At 45.3% G+C, this 19,023-nt stretch carries 21 protein-coding genes; 8 read left to right on the forward strand and 13 right to left on the reverse strand.

Annotated features, from left to right (window positions below):
* Window positions 1–7 precede the first annotated feature (7 nt).
* Both ACLSU7_RS03430 and galE read right to left on the reverse strand, forming a co-directional pair.
* Complete coding sequence (locus ACLSU7_RS03430) at window positions 8–1,147, reverse strand: acyltransferase family protein (RefSeq protein ID WP_413294154.1); 1,140 nt, start codon at window positions 1,145–1,147, stop codon at window positions 8–10.
* A gap of 19 nt (window positions 1,148–1,166) precedes the next feature.
* The gene (gene galE, locus ACLSU7_RS03435; RefSeq protein WP_413294155.1) at window positions 1,167–2,153 is read right to left on the reverse strand and encodes a UDP-glucose 4-epimerase GalE; all 987 of its coding nucleotides are present in this window, start codon (window positions 2,151–2,153) and stop codon (window positions 1,167–1,169) included.
* A gap of 143 nt (window positions 2,154–2,296) precedes the next feature.
* Here galE and ACLSU7_RS03440 point away from each other — a divergent pair, with 143 nt between their 5' ends.
* The 3 genes from ACLSU7_RS03440 to ACLSU7_RS03450 all read left to right on the forward strand — a co-directional run bounded on the left by ACLSU7_RS03440 (window position 2,297) and on the right by ACLSU7_RS03450 (window position 3,768).
* Complete coding sequence (locus tag ACLSU7_RS03440) at window positions 2,297–3,007, forward strand: glycosyltransferase (protein WP_413294156.1); 711 nt, start codon at window positions 2,297–2,299, stop codon at window positions 3,005–3,007.
* Between the two features lie 181 nt (window positions 3,008–3,188).
* The gene (locus ACLSU7_RS03445; RefSeq protein WP_413294157.1) at window positions 3,189–3,467 is read left to right on the forward strand and encodes a type II toxin-antitoxin system mRNA interferase toxin, RelE/StbE family; all 279 of its coding nucleotides are present in this window, start codon (window positions 3,189–3,191) and stop codon (window positions 3,465–3,467) included.
* Window positions 3,457–3,768, forward strand: a complete 312-nt coding sequence (locus tag ACLSU7_RS03450) for a helix-turn-helix domain-containing protein (RefSeq protein ID WP_413294158.1) — start codon at window positions 3,457–3,459, stop codon at window positions 3,766–3,768. Before ACLSU7_RS03445 ends, ACLSU7_RS03450 begins: the two co-directional genes overlap by 11 nt.
* A 92-nt stretch (window positions 3,769–3,860) precedes the next feature.
* Here the strand turns inward: ACLSU7_RS03450 and ACLSU7_RS03455 are convergent, their stop codons facing one another.
* The 5 genes from ACLSU7_RS03455 to ACLSU7_RS03475 are packed head-to-tail and all read right to left on the reverse strand — an operon-like array spanning window position 3,861 to window position 8,110.
* The gene (locus ACLSU7_RS03455) at window positions 3,861–4,862 is read right to left on the reverse strand and encodes an NAD-dependent epimerase/dehydratase family protein (RefSeq protein ID WP_413294159.1); all 1,002 of its coding nucleotides are present in this window, start codon (window positions 4,860–4,862) and stop codon (window positions 3,861–3,863) included.
* Window positions 4,859–5,164, reverse strand: a complete 306-nt coding sequence (locus ACLSU7_RS03460) for a hypothetical protein (protein WP_413294160.1) — start codon at window positions 5,162–5,164, stop codon at window positions 4,859–4,861. The genes ACLSU7_RS03455 and ACLSU7_RS03460 overlap by 4 nt, the downstream gene beginning before the upstream one ends.
* 41 nt (window positions 5,165–5,205) lie before the next feature.
* On the reverse strand, window positions 5,206–5,892 hold the full coding sequence (locus tag ACLSU7_RS03465) for a hypothetical protein (RefSeq protein ID WP_413294161.1): 687 nt from the start codon (window positions 5,890–5,892) through the stop codon (window positions 5,206–5,208).
* A complete protein-coding gene (locus ACLSU7_RS03470; RefSeq protein WP_413294162.1) occupies window positions 5,889–7,289 on the reverse strand; it encodes a glycosyltransferase in 1,401 nt (466 codons plus the stop codon). Before ACLSU7_RS03470 ends, ACLSU7_RS03465 begins: the two co-directional genes overlap by 4 nt.
* Entirely contained in the window at window positions 7,289–8,110 is an 822-nt protein-coding gene (locus ACLSU7_RS03475; RefSeq protein WP_413294163.1) for a hypothetical protein, read from the reverse strand. Before ACLSU7_RS03475 ends, ACLSU7_RS03470 begins: the two co-directional genes overlap by 1 nt.
* A 203-nt stretch (window positions 8,111–8,313) precedes the next feature.
* On the opposite strand from ACLSU7_RS03475, the gene ACLSU7_RS03480 reads away from it, so the two are divergent.
* Window positions 8,314–8,688: a hypothetical protein gene (locus ACLSU7_RS03480; protein ID WP_413294164.1), complete on the forward strand. Its 375-nt coding sequence runs from the start codon at window positions 8,314–8,316 to the stop codon at window positions 8,686–8,688.
* 15 nt (window positions 8,689–8,703) lie between these two features.
* Here ACLSU7_RS03480 and pstB read toward each other — a convergent pair whose 3' ends face one another.
* The 4 genes from pstB to ACLSU7_RS03500 all read right to left on the reverse strand — a co-directional run bounded on the left by pstB (window position 8,704) and on the right by ACLSU7_RS03500 (window position 12,448).
* Window positions 8,704–9,477: a phosphate ABC transporter ATP-binding protein PstB gene (gene pstB / locus ACLSU7_RS03485; protein ID WP_142700047.1), complete on the reverse strand. Its 774-nt coding sequence runs from the start codon at window positions 9,475–9,477 to the stop codon at window positions 8,704–8,706.
* A gap of 86 nt (window positions 9,478–9,563) precedes the next feature.
* A complete protein-coding gene (gene pstA, locus ACLSU7_RS03490) occupies window positions 9,564–10,481 on the reverse strand; it encodes a phosphate ABC transporter permease PstA (protein WP_413294165.1) in 918 nt (305 codons plus the stop codon).
* Entirely contained in the window at window positions 10,482–11,357 is an 876-nt protein-coding gene (pstC, locus tag ACLSU7_RS03495; RefSeq protein ID WP_413295360.1) for a phosphate ABC transporter permease subunit PstC, read from the reverse strand.
* 74 nt (window positions 11,358–11,431) lie between these two features.
* Complete coding sequence (locus ACLSU7_RS03500) at window positions 11,432–12,448, reverse strand: PstS family phosphate ABC transporter substrate-binding protein (RefSeq protein ID WP_413294166.1); 1,017 nt, start codon at window positions 12,446–12,448, stop codon at window positions 11,432–11,434.
* Between the two features lie 116 nt (window positions 12,449–12,564).
* On the opposite strand from ACLSU7_RS03500, the gene ACLSU7_RS03505 reads away from it, so the two are divergent.
* Entirely contained in the window at window positions 12,565–14,073 is a 1,509-nt protein-coding gene (locus tag ACLSU7_RS03505; protein ID WP_413294167.1) for a PAS domain-containing protein, read from the forward strand.
* A gap of 1 nt (window position 14,074) precedes the next feature.
* Here ACLSU7_RS03505 and ACLSU7_RS03510 read toward each other — a convergent pair whose 3' ends face one another.
* Window positions 14,075–14,665 carry a histidine phosphatase family protein gene (locus ACLSU7_RS03510; RefSeq protein ID WP_413294168.1) on the reverse strand — a complete coding sequence of 197 codons (591 nt, stop codon included), beginning with the start codon at window positions 14,663–14,665 and terminating at the stop codon, window positions 14,075–14,077.
* 54 nt (window positions 14,666–14,719) lie between these two features.
* On the opposite strand from ACLSU7_RS03510, the gene ACLSU7_RS03515 reads away from it, so the two are divergent.
* Complete coding sequence (locus tag ACLSU7_RS03515) at window positions 14,720–15,445, forward strand: EI24 domain-containing protein (protein WP_413294169.1); 726 nt, start codon at window positions 14,720–14,722, stop codon at window positions 15,443–15,445.
* A gap of 55 nt (window positions 15,446–15,500) precedes the next feature.
* The gene (locus tag ACLSU7_RS03520; RefSeq protein WP_413294170.1) at window positions 15,501–15,950 is read left to right on the forward strand and encodes a Fur family transcriptional regulator; all 450 of its coding nucleotides are present in this window, start codon (window positions 15,501–15,503) and stop codon (window positions 15,948–15,950) included.
* A gap of 38 nt (window positions 15,951–15,988) precedes the next feature.
* Here ACLSU7_RS03520 and ACLSU7_RS03525 read toward each other — a convergent pair whose 3' ends face one another.
* Window positions 15,989–18,328 (reverse strand): fatty acid cis/trans isomerase, encoded by a 2,340-nt coding sequence (locus ACLSU7_RS03525; RefSeq protein WP_413294171.1) that lies wholly within the window; start codon window positions 18,326–18,328, stop codon window positions 15,989–15,991.
* A 55-nt stretch (window positions 18,329–18,383) separates the two neighbouring features.
* On the opposite strand from ACLSU7_RS03525, the gene ACLSU7_RS03530 reads away from it, so the two are divergent.
* Window positions 18,384–18,902 carry a hypothetical protein gene (locus ACLSU7_RS03530; RefSeq protein WP_413294172.1) on the forward strand — a complete coding sequence of 173 codons (519 nt, stop codon included), beginning with the start codon at window positions 18,384–18,386 and terminating at the stop codon, window positions 18,900–18,902.
* Window positions 18,903–19,023 lie beyond the last annotated feature (121 nt).

The raw sequence follows: 19,023 nt of genomic DNA on the forward strand, positions 1-19,023 counted from the left end.
GACTCTCTTAGGTTGAAGGTAACTCTGCTGGAGAGCTTAGGCGAATAGATTTCGTTCCAAAGCTCACGAGCCATTTTCTGATGACATGATTAATGGGTTCTTCAATAAGTCCATAAACCAAGATGGACACCAAGATCGTCACCCCAAAGGTTTCAGCGACTGTCAGATCATTCCCATCACAAATATTCTGCAACGGCCCTTGCTGGAGAAGATAAAAAGCATAGGAACTTTTTCCTAATAAACCAAAAACTCGAGTCGATAGCAGTTTAGAAAACAAGCTGGTCTCTGTCGCCAGGCCATAAATCAATAAGACAATGAAAACCACCGAGAACCAGTTATTAATAAAGATCCCCATGGGGCTAAAGATACCAAGACCATCAGTTCGTTCCCGGCCCACGAAAGCCAACAAGTATAGAGAAAATAAAACTCCCGCAAATCCAACATAAGTTGCGATAGGACGAGTAAAAGGTTTGATTCGTCTTTGCGACAAGAGCATCGAACATCCGATACCCGCAAAAAACTCGAAGGCGCGACCAAAGAAGCTCCACTCTAAAGTGAAGTATATATCTTCGAAGAATCCGTAAAAATCTATTTTATCCCCGATAAGAGTTAAAACTCCCCCTAGGAAATATGTCGCCACCAGACACAATGCCAATCGACGCCAACCTTTGGCGAAAAAGAAAATGATCGGTGCGGAAAGATAAAAGGTTTCCTCAACCGTCAAAGACCAAGCTTGTGGTACTCCCGTGAAAATAACATCAGCAAAGAATCCCTTTAAAAGCGTTAGACTGATAATCCAATCAAAGCGCTCGTAGTTATTGGCGTAAAGGAAGGTCGCGACACAAACTACAAAATACAAAGGATAAATTCTGGCGAATCGTCTGCCAAAATAAACAAACAGCCCCTCGTCTGCGAGTCTTCTTGTTAAACCATAAGTTTGGTGAATTAAAAAACCACTGAGTACAAAAAAGACGGCGACACCCAGATAACCCTGGGAAAGCATTGAAGACAGAGTCGGAGAAGTTTCAGAAAGAACCGGATAATGGCGAGTAAACACAAGATAGGCAGCCAGAGCGCGCAACCCCGTGAGGGCTGGATACTTTGCGACACTGAAATAGGTTTTACTTATAAACTCTTTAAAATTCATTCCCAAACTCAATACAAACTTACTTTACGTTCGAAATTCTTTTTTCCCACTGGTATGCGCTTTTACAGATCAGGTTAAGATCCGCGCGCTGAGGTTTCCAGCCGAGCTTACTTTTCAGTTTAGCGGAATCTGCAACCAAAGAGGCCGCATCACCCGGTCGACGTTCAGATTCAATCACTGGAAAATCTGCTCCCGATACGGTTTTAATCATTTTAATAACTTCTTTAACGGAATAACCAAAACCATAACCGCAGTTGAAATAGTCGGATTCACCACCTGCGAGCAAATGCTTTAAGGCTAACAGGTGAATATCTGCAAGATCTTCCACGTGAATATAGTCACGAATACATGTGCCATCCGGAGTGGGATAGTCATTCCCGAACAATTGAAGCTGTTTCCTTTTACCAATCGCTGCCTGAACACCCAAGTGGATTAAGTGGAACGCGTCGGCCGTTCTTTGGCCGTTTTCTCCATCGTCAGAGGCGCCTGCGACATTGAAATAGCGCAAAGCGCAATAAGTCAATGCTCCCGTAGAAGCCGCATCACTTAAGATGTACTCGCTCATTAATTTGGAATTTCCATAAGGGTTCAAAGGAGACTTGGGATCATCTTCAACGATCCCGCGATCCTGGACCTTATCTCCAAACAACGCCGCCGTGGAGGAAAAGACGATGTGCTTTACTCCCACAGTTTGCATGGCTTTCGCCATGGCGAGAACACCGGCCGTATTATTTTCGTAATAGTCTAAGGGTTTGAAAGTTGATTCTTTAACGTTCAGTTTTGCAGCGAAATGAATGACGGCGCTGATTTTTTCATCGCGCAGGACTTGAGTTAGATGTTCCTCACTACGAACGTCACCTTGAATGAATTTTGCGCCTTTGGGAACAGCCTCGCGAAAGCCCGTTGTCAGGTTATCGAAAACCACAACTTCAAATCCATTTTTTAAAAGTCTGTTCGCTGTATGAGAGCCGATATAACCGGCTCCGCCTGTCACCAAAATCTTCATTTCGTTCCCCAGAAAGTAGGATGGCTATACTGCCAATTTTGGGTGGGATAACCAAGGCTTTTCCGGACTAACTTTAAGCGTCGGGGTGCGTTGTAAATGGTCTGACATGTGATAGCATACTTAAAAACAACTGATGGGATTCCATGATCGCACTTATTGTTCCTTGCTATAACGAAGAAAAGCGCCTGCACATCGAAACCTTTATCCAGCATAACGATATGGGTATCGATTTTTTCTTTGTGGATGACGGCAGCAAGGACAGAACGGCGGAAATCATCGAGCAAGCCTCACAAAAGCATGGGTTTATCCACTTGGTGCGAATGGATAAGAATGGCGGGAAAGCCAAAGCGGTTCGTCATGGGATGCTCGAGGCTTATCAAAAACTTCAGTGGGACGATAGATCTTGGATTGGGTTTTGGGACGCTGATTTGGCGACTCCCCTTTCTGAAATTCCCAAGATGCTTCAGTATTCTAATCTTTACGAAAATGTGGATTCCATCTGGTGCAGCCGCGTTTATCGCTTAGGTGCTGATGTGAAAAGATCGCCACTGCGCCATTATCTGGGACGTGGCTTTGCTACTTTAGTGGGTGAGCTTTTGCATGTGAAAAGTTACGACACTCAGTGCGGTGCTAAATTATTCAGACCTTCGATAGTGCCTGTGGCTTTTAAAGAGACATTCATTGGTAAGTGGGTTTTTGATGTTGAGATCTTGTTACGTCTTAAAAATCACACGGTGGTCGAATACCCAGTCACCGAGTGGAGAGATGTTCCAGGTTCGAAAGTTAAAATCAGTCGTGAGATTTTCCGTGTGTTCTGGGAAATTTTAAAAATTCGCAAAAAATATATTAAATAACGATTCTGGGTCTTTGTAGATTTTAGGCCGTTTTCCGCCTTCGATGACCCGTCAGTTTCATTTTAGCACACCTCCACGTACAGCTAACTTTTGCATTCTTTTCTCATATGATGAAAAAAGAAGCATTTACCTCTATAAAAATCGTTCCACTTATGGTACCCTTAAATTGGGTACTAAATAAATGATTCACAAAGTTGTCCTGTCAAAGACAGCCAAAAAGGATCTTCTATTGGTACCGATTTTTATTCGGCACAAACTGGACGAATGGATTTTATCTGTAGAACTTGTCGGCCTTGAAAACGTACGAAAAATACCGGGGTTTCACGACGAACCGTTAAAGGGAAAACGCACAGGAGAACGATCTATTCGCCTTAACAGAAGCTACCAGGCAATTTACAGAATAACTGGCGAATCAGTGGCCTTTGTCCAAATCGAAGAGGTAAATAAACATGCGTATTAAAAAAAGTCCTGCCCGGAAATATCTTGAAAAATCAAACGATGGCCCCATCACATTTGGACAATTGATCTCATCTTTAAGGAAAAGTGATGAGATTTCTCAGGTGGAGTTAGCGGAACGCTTAAAAATTTCTAAAGCCCACTTGTGTGATATCGAAAAAGGGCGCAGAACGGTTTCTATTGAGCGAGCGATAGAGTTTGCAGAAGTAATGGGATACAACTCTATTTCGTTTGCGACACGGGTATTCGAAGATCAGGCTCGCAGTGCGGGCCTTAAAGTTCGAATCCATTTAGAATCAGCTTAGATAACTGTTCTCCATATAACTTATTACGGGGCCAGTGTGGTTAAATGCATTTCCGCTGAGGTTCCGCAGTGCTTCATTAAAGGGGGAACTTCTTAGGCAAAATACTGCTTATACCAATCTGCAGTTTTTTGAATACTGGCTTCAACCGAAACAAGTGGTTTCCAAGATAACTGACTGAGTGCTTTTTCACTGTTTAACAAACCGTGAGTGGAGCCTTTCGATGCCAGAGTAAATTCCTTAACTGATAAATTACGATACTGCGCTTTAAAAATTTCAGAAGCCTGCCCTACTGACATTTGATGAGAAGTACCAACACCGAAGTTCCACTCCCCTGACATTTTCGGCCCCTGCTCAAGTAAAGCTTGGGCAAGTGTCATCAATGCAGAGACAGCGTCCTCCACATGCATCCAGGGACGAATGGAGTCTGGATTTTTCAGAGGTAAATCAAGTCCTGACTGATTGGCCTGAGCGAGTTGCCAGATGAAACTTTCGGGAGAAAAATCTCCTCCACCAATAACAGATCCCATGCGGGCTGAAGCGAGAGCGATTTTATGTTTGTTGTATTTCTCCGGCGCAAACACACCTTGCAGATAGGATTCCAAAATCAAATCGGTACATGCTTTCGCAGTCGCTGCTGGTGCGCCTCCCGCTAACGGATCACTTTCTACCAAATCTGTTTTTGAAGGACGATAGACTTTATCTGAGGATAAAAACACTGCTGCTCGGACGCTCGCGGTTTCACGCAGACATTCCAGCAGATTCACGGAGCCCATAATTTGCGAAGAATAAGTTTCAGAAACTTTATCCCAGGAATCCTTTAAGCCACCGCCTCCCGCCAGATGAAATACGACTTCGGCTTGAGAGAATTCAAGGGAAGATTTTAAAGCGGCAGCGTCGCGCACGTCCCCGAACGTCGAGCTGATACCTTGGCCCACGTTGGCGACTTCAAAATAATTAGGATTGGTTAAAGGACTCAAAGAAAATCCAAAAACGTCGGCACCCGCTTTTTTTAGAGTGAGTGCCAGATGGCTGCCGCGAAAGCCCGTGTGACCGGTGATAAAAACTTTGCGACCTCGCCAGAAATCAGAACTCATCCACGAAGCCCTTGCTCAACGCCTTCTGCACGATGAGTGGGATGAACCCAAAGAGTTTCGTTACCGTCGTAATTCCAGTAAAAACCCACCGGATCTGTGTCGTGAATGGCCACCCGTAACTGACCTTTGCCTTCAGTCGCTTTCATTTTTAATAGCGTTTGAGACAGTGATGTTTTGTTAAGAACTCCGTTACCCGAAGTTGGCAGGCAATTTTCTTCATACATTCTTGCTAGCAACGAGAGCTCGACCAAGTTGTATACGGATTCACGGATAAAATATTTGTCAGAATGAAATGATGTCATGCCTTTATTCTAAAAAAGCTTAGGACTAGGTCAAGGCCAATTCAGTTGGGGCCAGCGACTTGCTGAGGTTTTAGGGTTTTAACCCGCATAGGACTGCCGACAAACTCTGTGAGTAGTGCCTGAAAGACACTTCCGAAGTTGACATCGGCCATATAAAAAAGGTTTTTAACTCGCACGACGTAAGGACTTAGCTCTCGCCCCCGGGTGCGGCTTTCAGCCATGATCTCGATCCGTACTTCATTCGTGGGCACGATTTCAGGCTGCATCGAAAGCCCTTCGTCATCACAGCGAACCGCCCGACCCATATAAAAATAAGCACAAGCCTGGGAGTGAACTTTGGAAAGAGAGCCCATATAGCGAAGGCCTAACTTTTTATTAAGCTGCTCCCCCAGATACCAGATGTTGTAGCCCATCCAAACGACATGTCTTTCGGCCGCCACGTAGTCTTCGACCAGGCGGCGTGGAACTTGGTTATCAAACTCTGTATTGATGATAAACGTCGCTTGGCAGCGTTGCGCATCTCCAGGTTCATATTCTGCCATGGGAATGAAAAGACTTTGAAATTCTGGAAAATGCGCCAGTGAATTACGCATCGACGCTAGGACCTTGGGGTTATCATAAATTACGGAAATACATCTTTCGCTGGCTGGTTCTGAAATCTTTAAGCCTGCGGTGGTCGCAACGGCTGCCGTCAAAATCAGCATTGAAGCAAAGATGTACTTCTTCATTTGATTTGAACCTCGGCCTCAGAAAGTTCCATTCCGAAATGCGCCGGCATTTGATGATCTGTTTTAATCCACACGGGCCGCTTTCCTGTTTTCACACTTTCGCGATATTGCCGGTGGGCTTTCAAGGAAGCTAAAACATTCACGGCATTGGCGACTAACCAGCGGACTGGCACCATCGCTGCTTGGCTAAAATCATTGACACGATTTACGGCGAACATTCTTTGAATGACTCTTAAACACATCGCCGTCGCATTAAAGAACAACAGCAGTGAGAAAAAATCTGTGCGTAAAAGAGGCGGAATTTCTCCGTGAGCTACTTGCAGCGAAACCATCCCTAGCAAGACCACCAACGATAGTACGGTGAGCACACTGCAAGCAGGACCCTTGCGATCCCGAAGCAAGAAATAGCGATCTATAAGACCGCCTGACCACTGAAGATTCGCAAGGCCCTGATAGGCGATCCCCAACGTCCAACGCGATTTCTGACGAACGCTTGCGGTAAATTTGTTGGGAAAATACTCGCGAGTGGCAATGAATTCCCGCTCCCCGTTCTCATCAACGAGCTCCGCGCACACAAAGCGCGACTTAAAGCCCATCGGTTTTGCTGTGATGCCCAGGTGATAATCTTCGGTTAAAGTGTCTTCCTTCATCAATTGTCCGTCTTGATGAAGCATCATGGCCTTAACGAATTCACGAGAAATACACGTCCCTACCCCCGCCGAGGGAATGGCAGCTCCCAATGCCTGACGAACCAGCAGGTCTTTCGTGTGCGATTCACTGAATTCATCGATATAGACGCCACCCACTAATGATGTTTTTGGAACATCAAAAGAGAATACGGGAATCTGAATAAAATCGGCCTCGCGGCTGAAATAGTTTAAAAGTGAAAAAGCATGGGGATGCAAAACATCCTCGGAGTCTTGAAGAAGAAACAGATCCATTCTTTTGCCGGTTTGTTTTTCTGATTCCAGAATTTGCCGAGCGATTTCATTCAGCATTTGCCCTTTGGATGTGGGACCTGGTTCAGAATTTACGACCACCGTCACTTTATCAGGATAAAGCTTTTCTAAGCGAGCGGCTTCTTCCCAAGTTGGGGTGTCGTTAGGGTAAACTCCCAAAAAGAATTTATAATTTTGGTAATCGATGCCACGGATATTTCCGCGAATCATAGGACCAATAACCTCGGCCTCTTTCCAATTTGCGATCATGATGGCGATGGATTTTTGATCCATTTGTTTCATTAACTGCAAAGTCTGTTTCGAGATTGCCAAGGGACGAAGACGTTTAATCAGAGCAATCAGATCAATGAAAAGATCATCCAAAATAAAAACACTGGTGGCGATCACCACAGAATATGTTAACGTCGAGAATAAATCTGCAAGTCCCACATTCTCCATCAGAACTGACCTCCCAAGGTCACTAAGCCTTCAATTTCTCCACTCGAGACGTGTTTGGGAAATGGATGATAAACCAGAGCACTGACATTCCAGGATTTTCCCGTCCACGTGGAACGTCCCCCGGCGCGCCATTCGGTGATTGTTGGGCCGAGGTCTTCGCTGTTACTTACGCGTTGATAGCCTTCGCCGTAGGCATCAAGTGATAACTTTGCATTCGGAAACCAACGATACCCTTGCTTGATCCAGGCTAAAGTCACAGGCGTGCGATCCAAGCGAGGGACAAAGGCTGACTCGAGATATCCTTCGGTGAAGTTTTTAGTCATACCCCACATGTAAATGTCGCCCGCACTAAAAACCAAACGTGGATCCCAAGTTGTTTGACGGGGCTCATCGTTCATTCCGGTGACGGTTCTATATCCGATTTGAGCGTTTAGTTTTACGCCTGGTACGAATTGAAATTGCAGGCCCACATTGGGGTTAAAAGTATTATCGTAGTATTTTGCGGAAGCACCTGGTGACTGATACTGAACATTTGCACCGATGTAGGTTGAGACGCCGACGGATCCCAGATCCGTCACAGGCAGATAATAACGAAGACGTGAATCCGTCACGAAGTCGTAATCGTAGTAATAGCTGCTTTCCGAGTAAAAATCGAAAAAGCCCTTTTTAAAGTTCAAGATTGAGGAGTCTAACGGGGCTGTGAGAGTCCCTGGAACATCAGGCGCTGAAGCCTCTGCACTGCCACCTTGGGATTGCGCCAGTGATGATTGAGCAAAACCGACTAGTGCCATCACGGTTATGGCTTTTTTTAAGTGATACATTTCATTTCTCCGGTAGAGTTTGAAAATTGAAAACGTGCCGACGAAAAATGAAGTTAATTGAAGCAATTTCTAAAGAGGAGTTACGAAGAAGAAAGTCCTGTTGCCTTGCTGGAAAACAAATTCCTTAGCTGACCTGACTGTTGGGCGTTGCATCGAAACGGTGCGTATATCTATTATCTTTTGTTAGGCGTAAGCTGGATGACATGAGTGAAAGAATAAATATCGAATCAAATGTGATGGACGAGCGCCGCACTGCCGGCGAGCTGGAAATCAAAGTCTTTAACCAGGCAGACAAAACCCGAACCGCTTTGAAAAAACTCGCAATTTGGTGGGGACTGTCGCTGATCTCAGTTCTTTTACCGGTGGTCCACTTTGTCTTAGTACCACTGTTTTTCTTTTTAGGATTTTTCTTTGCCTGGAAGGGCTATAAGTCTGAAGGCCAAGTTTTAGATGGCAAAACCACTTGCCCTCATTGCGGAAACGCTATCAAAGTAGGAAAAGGCGAACTCAACTGGCCTGTCACAGAAATCTGCCAAAGCTGCGCTCGCGTGGTACGAATGGAAAAAAAGGAAGCTTAGAGCTTCCTTTTTTATTTAGCCGAAACGGCCGGTGATGTAGTTTTCTGTCTTTTGATCCTTTGGATTCGTGAAGACTTGATCACTTCCCCCGAATTCAATCAAATCACCCAAATACATAAATGCCGTATAGTCCGAAACACGAGCCGCTTGATGCAGACTGTGGGTGACTATGGCGATTGTAACATCTTTGCGAAGCTCTTGAATAAGCTCTTCGATGTGACGAGTGGAGATAGGATCGAGCGCTGAGGTCGGCTCATCCAAAAGCAAGATTTCAGGCTCTGTTGCCAAGGCACGAGCGATACACAAACGTTGCTGCTGACCACCTGACAATGCCGTCGCAGAAGAACTCAAACGATCTTTCACTTCCGTCCAAAGACCGGCTTGTTGCAGAGATTTTTCTACGCGCTCTTCGATGAAGGCTTTCTTTTTAACGCCGCGGACTTTCAAACCATAGGCCACATTTTCGTAAATGCTTTTTGGAAAAGGATTGGGTTTTTGAAAAACCATTCCGATACGCATGCGCACTTCCATCGGATCAATGTCTTTACCCAAAATATTGATACCATCCGGATGTAAAGTGATTTCACCTTGATAGTGAGCATTCGCATACAGGTCATGCATGCGGTTAAAACAGCGAAGCAACGTCGTCTTACCGCAACCGGAAGGACCAATTAAAGCCGTCACGCGGTTTTCGTAAATAGGCAAAGTGATGCCGTTCAAAACCTTTTTCTCTCCGTAGGAGAAAACCAGATCTTTTACTTCGGCTCTTAGTACTAATTCGTTACTCATAAAACTTCCTAACTTCTAAAACTAAATGAAATCTCACTCTTCACCATTTTAAAATATTTCAAATGGAGAAAGTGTGTCCGTACCTTTTACCACTTCATCTTTTTGCGGAAGCGGGAACGAAGCCAGATGGCTCCTCCATTCATAATTAATGTCATTAACAGGAGGACCACCCCTGTCGCTGCAGCATTCGTGTGAAACGCAGCTTGAGGACGGGACAACCAGTTAAACATTTGAATTGGCATCACGGTGAATGGATCCATCAACCATTTAAAATTTAAATACGGCAAGTGCGTATCGACAGGAGACGTTGGCAAAAACGCGATAAACGTCAACGCACCGATCGTGATCAAGGGCGCGGTCTCTCCGATCGCACGAGAAAGAGAGATGATGACACCCGTTAGAATACCGCCTGAGGAGTACGGCAGGATATGATAACGGATGGTTTGCCATTTACTAGCGCCCATCGCGTAGCTGGCTTCGCGAATGATGTTGGGAATAGATCTGATCGCTTCACGAGTTGTTACGATGATAATCGGTAACACCAAAAGTCCCAGAGTTAAACCAGCCGTTAGAATGCTTTGACCTAGTTTTAATTTATACACGAAAAGTCCCAAAGCCATCAGACCATACGTGATTGAAGGAATCCCTGCGAGGTTCACGATATTAAGTTCGATCAAAGACGAAACCCAATTCTTTTTCGCGTACTCTTCAAGATAAACGGCGGCTGCGACTCCCAATGGAATCGCACAAAATGCCGTCGTCAGCATGATACAGAACGACCCGACCCAAGCTGACAAGATCCCCGCTTTTTCCGGAAAGCGCGATGGGAAGTTTGTGAAGAAATCAAGATTGATGCGCGGGACACCCGTCATGGCTAGATCGACGATCAAAGCAAGCAAGGTTACCAATGCAAACAACAAAGCCAAAAGGCCCGCGAGTGCAAAGAAAAAATCCCACAACTGACGGCGTTTGATATTGGCAAGAAGGTCTTGTCTGGATTCCATCTATTCCTTCTCCTGAAACTTTTTACGAAGCCACAAACCAATCACATTAAAGCACAACGTTAAGCACAGAAGACTTAAACCTGCGACATAGATGGATTGATAACCAATCGATCCATGCGGAAGATCACCAAGACTTACCTGCACGATAAAGGCTGTGATAGTGGCTGACGGTTCTAGAGGATTTAAAGTCAAATTTGGCTGCATACCCGCGGCAATTGCTACAACCATTGTCTCACCGAGCGCGCGCGAAATACCCAGGATGTAGGCTGATGTAATACCCGAAAACGCTGCTGGAATAACCACTCTGAATGCGGTCTGCATACGAGAGGCACCCACAGCAAAGGAGGCTTCGCGAAGATGTCCAGGAACCGCGCGCATAGCATCTTCACTTAAGCTACTGATGTATGGAATGATCATCACGCCCATCACCAGTCCCGCGCTCAGAACGTTAAAGCCCCCCATGGAAGGGAAAACTTTTTGCAATAGCGGTGTCACAAACAAAAGAGCAAAGTATCCGTAAACTACAGTTGGTACTGCTGCTAAAAGCTCAAGTACCGGTTTTAAAACTTCACGCACGTTAGGACGAACGTACTCACTTAAGAACGCAGCGGCTACAGTTCCCAAAGGAATCGCGATAATCAAAGCGATGATGGTCGTTAAGAATGTCCCGCAAAGAAGGGGCAAGATTCCATAGTGCGCATTTTCAAATAACGGCGTCCACTCGCGGTCTGTCAGGAAATCCCAGATGCTGACGTGTTCAAAAAAAGGAATGCTTTCTGTGATCAGGATACCGACAATACCCAAGGTCACAAAAACGGAGCTTGCTGCTGCCAGGAACAAAACGCCTTCGATCAGACGTTCTTTTAAACGGCGCATGCGGCGGACAGGATGGTCCGCAGAGGTGAATTCAGAAAGTTTCTTTAGTTGTTTTTTACTCACGGTGTGGCTTCTTACTGTGCGCTTTCACGCTTCATCAGGTCTTCGATCTTGATCCCGATTTCGGAGTGGCCACCAAAAACAGTTCCCACTTTTTTGATTTTGATATGATCTTGCCCGATCGTGTATGCGGAAGCTGGAAGTGGCACGTACTTAACTTCTGGCACAATGGTTGAACATTTTTGAAGGAAGAAATGAGCGAATTCCAAAATCTCTGGCTTCGCCAAAGACTGTGCATTTACGTAAATGAAAACCGGTCTTGAAAGTGGGAAATACTCCCCTGTCTCGACAGTTTTTCGAGCTGGGATCACGGCTTCCATTTTCTTGGGAGATTTAGGGCCGCCCACAACCGGAACCATGCGAAGCTTGTTGCTATTTTCTTCCGCATAGGCCAATGGCAAATAGCCAAGAGCATTTGCATCGTTCGCGACTCCTGTCACCAACGTGTTGTCATCTTCGCTCGCAGTATAATCCCCACGCGAAGCCTTGGCTTTACCCACGATGGCCTCAGTGAAGTAATCAAAAGTACCAGAGTCGGAACCTGCTCCGAAAAGTTTCATTTTTTCTTTCGGCCATGCGGGATTCACGTCAGACCAAAGCATCACTTTGCCTTGGGCTGCCGGTTGCCACATTTTTTTTAGTTCTTCGACTGTGATGGATTTAAGCCAAGTATTTTTAGGACTCACGATAATGGCTGTCGCATCATACGCGATAGGAAGCTCAATGAATGCTACCCCTTTACCACGGCACTTTTCAATTTCAGCAGTTTGAATAGGACGAGAGGCATTTTGAATATCGGTTTCACCACGGCAAAACTTTTTGAAACCGCCACCCGTGCCGGAGATGCCCACAGTCACACGAACTTTACCACGCTTGGAAGTTTGATACTCCTCGGCCATGGCCTCAGTGATTGGGAACACAGTGCTGGATCCGTCGATACGAATCACAGGCACTTGAGCGTGTGCTTGCCCATTGAAAATCAAAGATGCTGCAAATATAAGCAAAGCTGATAGTAACTGAAGGTATTTCATACACTTTCCCATTCGAACGGAATCTAGCACGGGGTATTTTTTGTGTATTGTTAAGGTTTGATTATGATTTAGCCATTTTGCGTTATCGACAGGTTCAAGCTATCATTTAAAGCAATATGGCTGAAGAAATTTTGAAGAACCAAAAAAATCTTGTGGAGCAGGTTTTTGAATTCCTGCCGAGCGCGGTGTATTTGTTTGATTTGCAGGCAGGAACCATGGCCTGGTTTAACGAAAATGTCGCGAGCCGTTTTGGTTGGACGCAAGAGCAACTCAAAGCCATGGGACAAAATTACTGGCCCACCGTCATGCATCCTGACGATTTAGGAACCCTCGAGAGATCCCGTGATTATGTTTTGAACAAAATGGTGGATGGCGAAGTCATGCACTTTGAGTATCGTTTTAAAGATGTCTGGGGTCAGTATCACTGGATCGACGATCGCATCACGATTTTTAAACGCGATAGCAACGGCGTGCCTACGAGTGTCGTAGGAATTGCTGCGGTGATTGATGATCAAAAAGCACATGAATCACAGCTTTCACAAACTTTGGAAAAATTGAATCTTTCCTTGTCGGCAGCAAAAATGGCGACGTTTGAATATGATCCCGTAGGCCCGATGGGTGTTTGGGATAAACGTATGTTTGAACTTCATGGTGAAGAGCCCAATGACGATCCTTTGGAAACTTTCCGAAGACGCGTTTTACCGGAAGATCGCGAACCTTCTTATACCGCGTTCATGGACGCCTACAACCGCAACGATCCGGAAATTTTCATTCGCTACCGAGTACGCCATGATGATGGTTCTGTTCATCACATAAACATGTATGGACGCAAACAAGAATCGCAAATTGGAACGCGCTTTTACGGAGTTGCCTGGGATTCGACCCGGGAAATCCAAACGGAAAAACAAATTGCCGAGACTCAGGCTAAAATGATTTCCGGGGCGAAAATGGCTGCACTCGGAGAAATGTCCGGGGGTATTGCCCATGAAATCAACAACCCCCTCACCGTTATTCAGGCCCGTTCTTTTCAGTTGGCCCAAATGGTTGAACAGGGCAAATTAGATCCTGAAAAAATCAAACAGGCCGCTGAAAGCATCAGTAAGACTGCGGATAAAATCGCTCGCATCATTAAGTCATTGCGTTCTTTCTCTCGCGAGGGGGAACAGGATCCTTTCGAATTTGTATCAGTTAAAACGTTGGTCGAAGAAACTCTGGAGTTTTGTAAAACCCGTTTTTACAACTATGGCGTTGAGTTGGAAGTCTCTCTGATTGATGAAGACTTTGAGATTGAATGCCGGATTATTCAGGTTGAGCAGGTGCTTTTAAATCTTTTGAATAATTCCTTTGATGCGTCTCAAAAATCAGAGGAAAAATGGATTCGCGTGGACGCCGTTGAGTACGGCGACTATATCGATATTAGAGTGATGGACTCCGGCCCTAGAATCCCAGACGAAGTCGCAGAAAAAATCATGCAACCCTTCTTCACCACCAAGGAACTTGGTAAAGGCACAGGATTAGGACTCAGCATCTCTTCGGGAATCATGACCAATCACAAGGGAAGTTTGTTCCTGGATCGCACGCAAAAAAACACCACCTTCGTGATGAGATTGCCACGGCTGCAGTAATTTAAGGCTTAAATTCAAAGCCCGCTTCCGGGCTCCATTCGATTCGGTAAACCACGCAGTTTGGAATCGGAAGGGGCTCCTGCAAGTCAGGACGAAGTGAATGCAGAAATCTTTTTAGCATCAAGCCATGCGTGCAAAGACCTGCGACTGTGAACTCTTCACCTTCGCAAAACTCAAGCAACCCTTTTTTAAAGCGCTCGATGGCATCGGTCCCTGATTCGCCATTTAGGTATGTAAAGTCAAAATGCTTGGTTTCATGAGAGGTCCAACGTTTCCAGTTTTCTTCGCCATGTTTTGCAAGAATTTCGTCTTGAGACATGCCTTCCGCATCGCCTAAAAATACTTCGCGGAAATTTTCTGAATAAAAAGTGGGCGCATTGAGATTTTCATTTGCGATCGCTGCTGTCTGCTGAGCACGTGAAAGATCACTGCTCGCCATGATTTCAACGGGGTTTTCGCTAAAGAAATTTTGCAGGCACTGCGCTTGCCTGCGACCCTCGTCATTCAACGGAATATCGGAGTGTCCTTGGAGTCTGCGCACCAGATTCCAGTCAGTTTGCCCGTGTCTGAAAAGATAAATCGTTTTTCTCATGATCGACTCATTGAAACACTTGCAAGCTGAATTTAAAAGAGGAAAAATGTTTTCATGCACAAGATAATCAAAACTTTCCGACAGTCTTTTGAATCTTTGTTTAGCTCTCGCCTTTTGCTTCTAACATTTCTGCCACCAGTTCTTGCCGTCATTGCAGTCTTTGCTGTTTTCTTTTTCTTTTGGGGCAGCTGGACCGTGGGACTTGAGGGATTCTTACAAGGGCTTTGGCCCTTTCAATGGATTCATGATTTCACGGGGGCCGAAGGATACATCGACGCAATCGCGGCGATTTTGCTGGTCTTGCTTTTTGTGCCTGCGTGCTTTCTGCTCGCCCTGATCCTGGTCTCGATTTTCGTATTACCGATCGCTTTAAAATGGATCGCTGAAAAAGATTTTCCTCATTTAGAGAAAAAACGTGGCGGAACTTTTATTGGCAGCTTATGGAATACCCTCTATGCGACGGCGCTTTTCATTTTCTGGTTCACGGTGACTTTGCCGTTGTGGCTTTTGCCGATGGGACCCGTTTTAGTGCCTTTAAGCCTGACTTCGTGGCTAAACAAGAGAGTTTTTCTCTATGACGTTTTACAAGATTATGCCAGTGAGGAAGAGCGCCAGATTATCGAAGAAAACGAGGGTAAAGCTCTGTTTGGAATGGGCTTGATCCTTGGATTTTGCGCCTATATTCCCTTTGCCCTGTTCTTTATTCCTGTCTTTGCAGCCATCTGCTACACCTATTACGCATTAAACGCACTGACAGTGCTGAGATCTAAGAAAACCTAAGTATATTCACAACACCGGGCTGGCTTTGTGGACGCAAATCAGCTATCTTGGCCCGGTGAATAAATGCAGTCAGGAACGTAAAAATATCGATATCGATACTCTTGAAGAAAGAGTGCGCAAAGCGGGTATGAAATTGACCCAGCAGCGCAGTCAGATGCTCAAAATTCTTTTGCATCATCCTGAGCCTATTTCTGCAGACGAGATCTTTAAAAAACTGGGCGGTAAAGACGCTGGTGTGGATCTGGTCACTATCTACCGCATCTTAAAAAAATTTGAAGAAACCCTGCTTGTTTCCCGCTTGGAATTCGGCGACGGAGTCGCGCGTTTTGAACTGACATTGGAATCGGGCCATCACCATCATCACGTGATTTGTCGCAATTGCCAGCGTGTTGAGCCTTTACACATCTGCGATTTGGATCAACACATTCAGATGGTGGAAAAAATGGGTTACAAACAAGTCTCCCACCGTCTGGATTTTTTCGGTCTTTGCTCTAAGTGCCAGTAATTTCGCACCGCATACGTAAATAGGACCTGGCACCTTTTTTAGAGGCTGTATCTTGTGAGGTCGATGGAGCCGGCGTTCACTCGATCTGTTTCTAAGTACAGTCTTTGCAGCTCGTCGTAGGCGCTCCAGAAATTTGGATTTTGTCTGCGCACTCCCCACTTGTCTACCAAGGCTTCATAACCCGCTTCATTTTTTATGCGGGTGATGAGACTGGTGAAGGCTGGAAGTTCACTTTCTGCCAATTGGAAAATCATATTGGGATAATAAGCTCCATAGCCTTCATGAACGGTGAGCGTGTCTTCTTTGGGCGACATACGAAGAGACTCCGCTGTGATCCAGGACACATTTTCGTGCTCTTTATTGTGAATCAAAGTATAGACGCGCGACTCTTGTTTTCCCTTTACCAAGATAAAGGCAACATCCGGAAAATAGCGTGCAAAGGGAGTGCTGCTGACCGCTGGGATCGAAGAAATTTTCCTAAATTCTTTTTCGACACCCATGGCGCTCACCTTTAGATCTGAACTCGGCGGAGGAACGACTTTTTTCCAGTTGATATTATCAATATCACCACGGACTTTTTCGTTCATGCGATAGAACAAGATTTTTTCTACCATCTGACGTTTGGTTTGCGTGCCCTTAGTGAAACGAACTCCTGTTGGCTCACCTGCTCCCACCGGTGGAAAAATATATTCCATCTTTGCGCTCGCAAGAATGCCTTGATACCACGTGCGACGGTATTGCAGGCGCTCTTCAGGAGGGAGAAATCTTAAAAACAGTTCCTCGGCCTCCATACGAATCATATCCATGTAAACTCGAGTCAGAAGTTGATGACCGATATTTCCAAAAACATCGAAATTCACCACGAGATTGTAAACCAGTCTTTCGAAAAGCGGATAATCTAGAACGAAAACAGTTTTGGAAAGATCTCCGACGGCACCCTTCATCACCACCGCATTTTGGTCATGACGGAAAATCGTTAAGGCGGCGTTATTGTTTTTATCGTCCCCATTCCAAATGTCATTCAGTGTGTAACCGTTTGGACGATTTTTTATAAGCTCTTTACTGCGCAGAATTCGGTAGGCTTCACGATGATCGGTGATACGTTTTAAATCCATGGGAGCCGAAGTAAACTCCACGTCTGAGCCGAATTTCCCTGGCAAAGCCAAAAGCGGTGCCGCTTGCTTTTCATAGTCTTTGGATAAAACCATATTGTCGGAATCAGGATTTAAAAAGAACGTATAAAACTGCTCTTGAATGGAATTTACTGCCATGGTGCCATTGCAAACCGGTCCCTTGATAAAGGTCGCCACATGGTACTGGGCATCGTCCAACAAAAATTGATATCGCGATTTAACGGGAATATCTTGAAAGGCCACGAAGGGATTTTCTGCAACTCCGGGCTCGTAGGATGGCAAGGTTTGCACGTCCCATTTCTGATCAAAGAGCTCTTTTAAACGTGCGAGCTTCTGATGGGAAAACTCGTAAGGCAGATGCGTTTTTGCAACGATCGTCCCCGGATATTTCACCAGGCAGTAATAGAATTTCTTAAGCCCCGGATCATCATTGGGTCTGCGCGTGGCAATTTCATCGGGCTTATCACAACCGTTTTTAGAACGAATCAAACGGAAAAAGGAGCGCGGTTCTTCAGGAAAATAAATGTGCGCCAAAAACAAATGCTCAAATAGATAACGACTGACGAGTTTTTGTTTTAGTTCGCTCTGATTGAAGTATTTTTCCCAGATTTCCACTTGTGAACGAAGTTTCGCCGGAGTTTCGTGAGCTTTCTTATAGGCATCTAAACTGGGTCCCGGTGCTCCCTTGGAAATCCAAGTTTTGATCGTCTCAAGTTCACCTTCGTGAAGAGCTGGCAGACCGTAAGGCATTCCTAACTGAGGTTCCGTCTTTTTCATCGCCTCAAACTGCTCCATGTTCGCAGCACACACCTGGCTCTCGTGAACCTGCACTTTAACAGAAGCTGTATTGATTGCTCGCAAATTCAGCATTTGGAAAAAGACGTTTTGCTCGGGCTGAATCGAAGTATGTACGGTAAAAAAGCCCTTGGTGCGCCACTCTTCCGTGGATTTCGCATCAATCCAAATTCTTGAAGGCTCAACACTTTTGCTGCGAGTGCCGTCATAGACGTTTAATTTATTGGCTCCCCGGGCAAAACCATCGAAATTTTGCAAATTCAGCTGACAAGGGGCATTGAAACAGCTGTGACAAGACAGGCAGCGGTTATCAAAAAGCGGCTGTATTTTGTGAGTGAATAAGTCCTCGGCAGCCACTTCTGCGGCCATTGCCCCAGAAGGAATGAATAGAAAAAGACAGAAGCTTAGCGTCGTAACTAGCATCGTAACCATTGTCTTAATGAATTGCATCAAGCCGTTCTCCCCTGTATCCTTTGCCATAGTAAACACAAGTAAGAGGAATAGCATGGAAAAAATCCCATTTGAAGTTGTACAAGATTCTATCGACGTGATCTGCGGCATGACCACTGAAGCAGATTTGGAAAAAGCGTCTGAGCACCTGTTTGATGTGCAACCAGATTTGGGTGGCTTTTTCATGGAATTCATCGAAGACATGTCTGAGAGCGCTCAAGACTTGGGTTTTATGATGGCTTTGATCTTGAACCGCGCTTTTGAAGAAAAATATAAAAAACTTCGCGCAATCACTGAAGATGAAGTGGTGGCTCGTTTTGAAAAAGCAGAACCAGAAATGGAATCCTATCTGCAAATGAACGACGAGATGATCACACAAATCCAAGAGCGTGCGAAAGCTGAAGGCCAACCTGAGCTTGTAAACTATATGATCGAAGAGCTTTTTATGTCTCCAGATCTGGAGCCGGCTCTTGAGCAAGACGAGCAAATTCACTTATTCATGGTTTGCAAATTCTTTGCTGATTGCTTGAATGAAGTGGCTAAGGAAACTGCAACAGATATCGTTCGCCACTAGTTTATTTGGGCTTGGTCCCCACTATTGCAATAATTTAAAAAAGGTTCTCCGATGGAGGGCCTTTTTCTTTACGCTCTGCCACGTTAGATACTTCAGACTGCTTGCTACCTCACAAAATCCA

The sequence above is a fragment of the Bdellovibrio sp. HCB185ZH genome, from assembly GCF_047302455.1.
GTDB lineage: Bacteria > Bdellovibrionota > Bdellovibrionia > Bdellovibrionales > Bdellovibrionaceae > Bdellovibrio.

Bases quoted from the DNA above. Each gene is read 5' to 3' on its own strand.
- ACLSU7_RS03430 (WP_413294154.1), bottom strand. From the start codon at position 1,147: ATGAATTTTAAAGAGTTTATAAGTAAAACCTATTTCAGTGTCGCAAAG.
- galE (WP_413294155.1), bottom strand. From the start codon at position 2,153: ATGAAGATTTTGGTGACAGGCGGAGCCGGTTATATCGGCTCTCATACA.
- ACLSU7_RS03440 (WP_413294156.1), top strand. From the start codon at position 2,297: ATGATCGCACTTATTGTTCCTTGCTATAACGAAGAAAAGCGCCTGCAC.
- ACLSU7_RS03445 (WP_413294157.1), top strand. From the start codon at position 3,189: ATGATTCACAAAGTTGTCCTGTCAAAGACAGCCAAAAAGGATCTTCTA.
- ACLSU7_RS03450 (WP_413294158.1), top strand. From the start codon at position 3,457: ATGCGTATTAAAAAAAGTCCTGCCCGGAAATATCTTGAAAAATCAAAC.
- ACLSU7_RS03455 (WP_413294159.1), bottom strand. From the start codon at position 4,862: ATGAGTTCTGATTTCTGGCGAGGTCGCAAAGTTTTTATCACCGGTCAC.
- ACLSU7_RS03460 (WP_413294160.1), bottom strand. From the start codon at position 5,164: ATGACATCATTTCATTCTGACAAATATTTTATCCGTGAATCCGTATAC.
- ACLSU7_RS03465 (WP_413294161.1), bottom strand. From the start codon at position 5,892: ATGAAGAAGTACATCTTTGCTTCAATGCTGATTTTGACGGCAGCCGTT.
- ACLSU7_RS03470 (WP_413294162.1), bottom strand. From the start codon at position 7,289: ATGGAGAATGTGGGACTTGCAGATTTATTCTCGACGTTAACATATTCT.
- ACLSU7_RS03475 (WP_413294163.1), bottom strand. From the start codon at position 8,110: ATGTATCACTTAAAAAAAGCCATAACCGTGATGGCACTAGTCGGTTTT.
- ACLSU7_RS03480 (WP_413294164.1), top strand. From the start codon at position 8,314: ATGAGTGAAAGAATAAATATCGAATCAAATGTGATGGACGAGCGCCGC.
- pstB (WP_142700047.1), bottom strand. From the start codon at position 9,477: ATGAGTAACGAATTAGTACTAAGAGCCGAAGTAAAAGATCTGGTTTTC.
- pstA (WP_413294165.1), bottom strand. From the start codon at position 10,481: ATGGAATCCAGACAAGACCTTCTTGCCAATATCAAACGCCGTCAGTTG.
- pstC (WP_413295360.1), bottom strand. From the start codon at position 11,357: ATGCGCCGTTTAAAAGAACGTCTGATCGAAGGCGTTTTGTTCCTGGCA.
- ACLSU7_RS03500 (WP_413294166.1), bottom strand. From the start codon at position 12,448: ATGAAATACCTTCAGTTACTATCAGCTTTGCTTATATTTGCAGCATCT.
- ACLSU7_RS03505 (WP_413294167.1), top strand. From the start codon at position 12,565: ATGGCTGAAGAAATTTTGAAGAACCAAAAAAATCTTGTGGAGCAGGTT.
- ACLSU7_RS03510 (WP_413294168.1), bottom strand. From the start codon at position 14,665: ATGAGAAAAACGATTTATCTTTTCAGACACGGGCAAACTGACTGGAAT.
- ACLSU7_RS03515 (WP_413294169.1), top strand. From the start codon at position 14,720: ATGCACAAGATAATCAAAACTTTCCGACAGTCTTTTGAATCTTTGTTT.
- ACLSU7_RS03525 (WP_413294171.1), bottom strand. From the start codon at position 18,328: ATGCAATTCATTAAGACAATGGTTACGATGCTAGTTACGACGCTAAGC.
- ACLSU7_RS03530 (WP_413294172.1), top strand. From the start codon at position 18,384: ATGGAAAAAATCCCATTTGAAGTTGTACAAGATTCTATCGACGTGATC.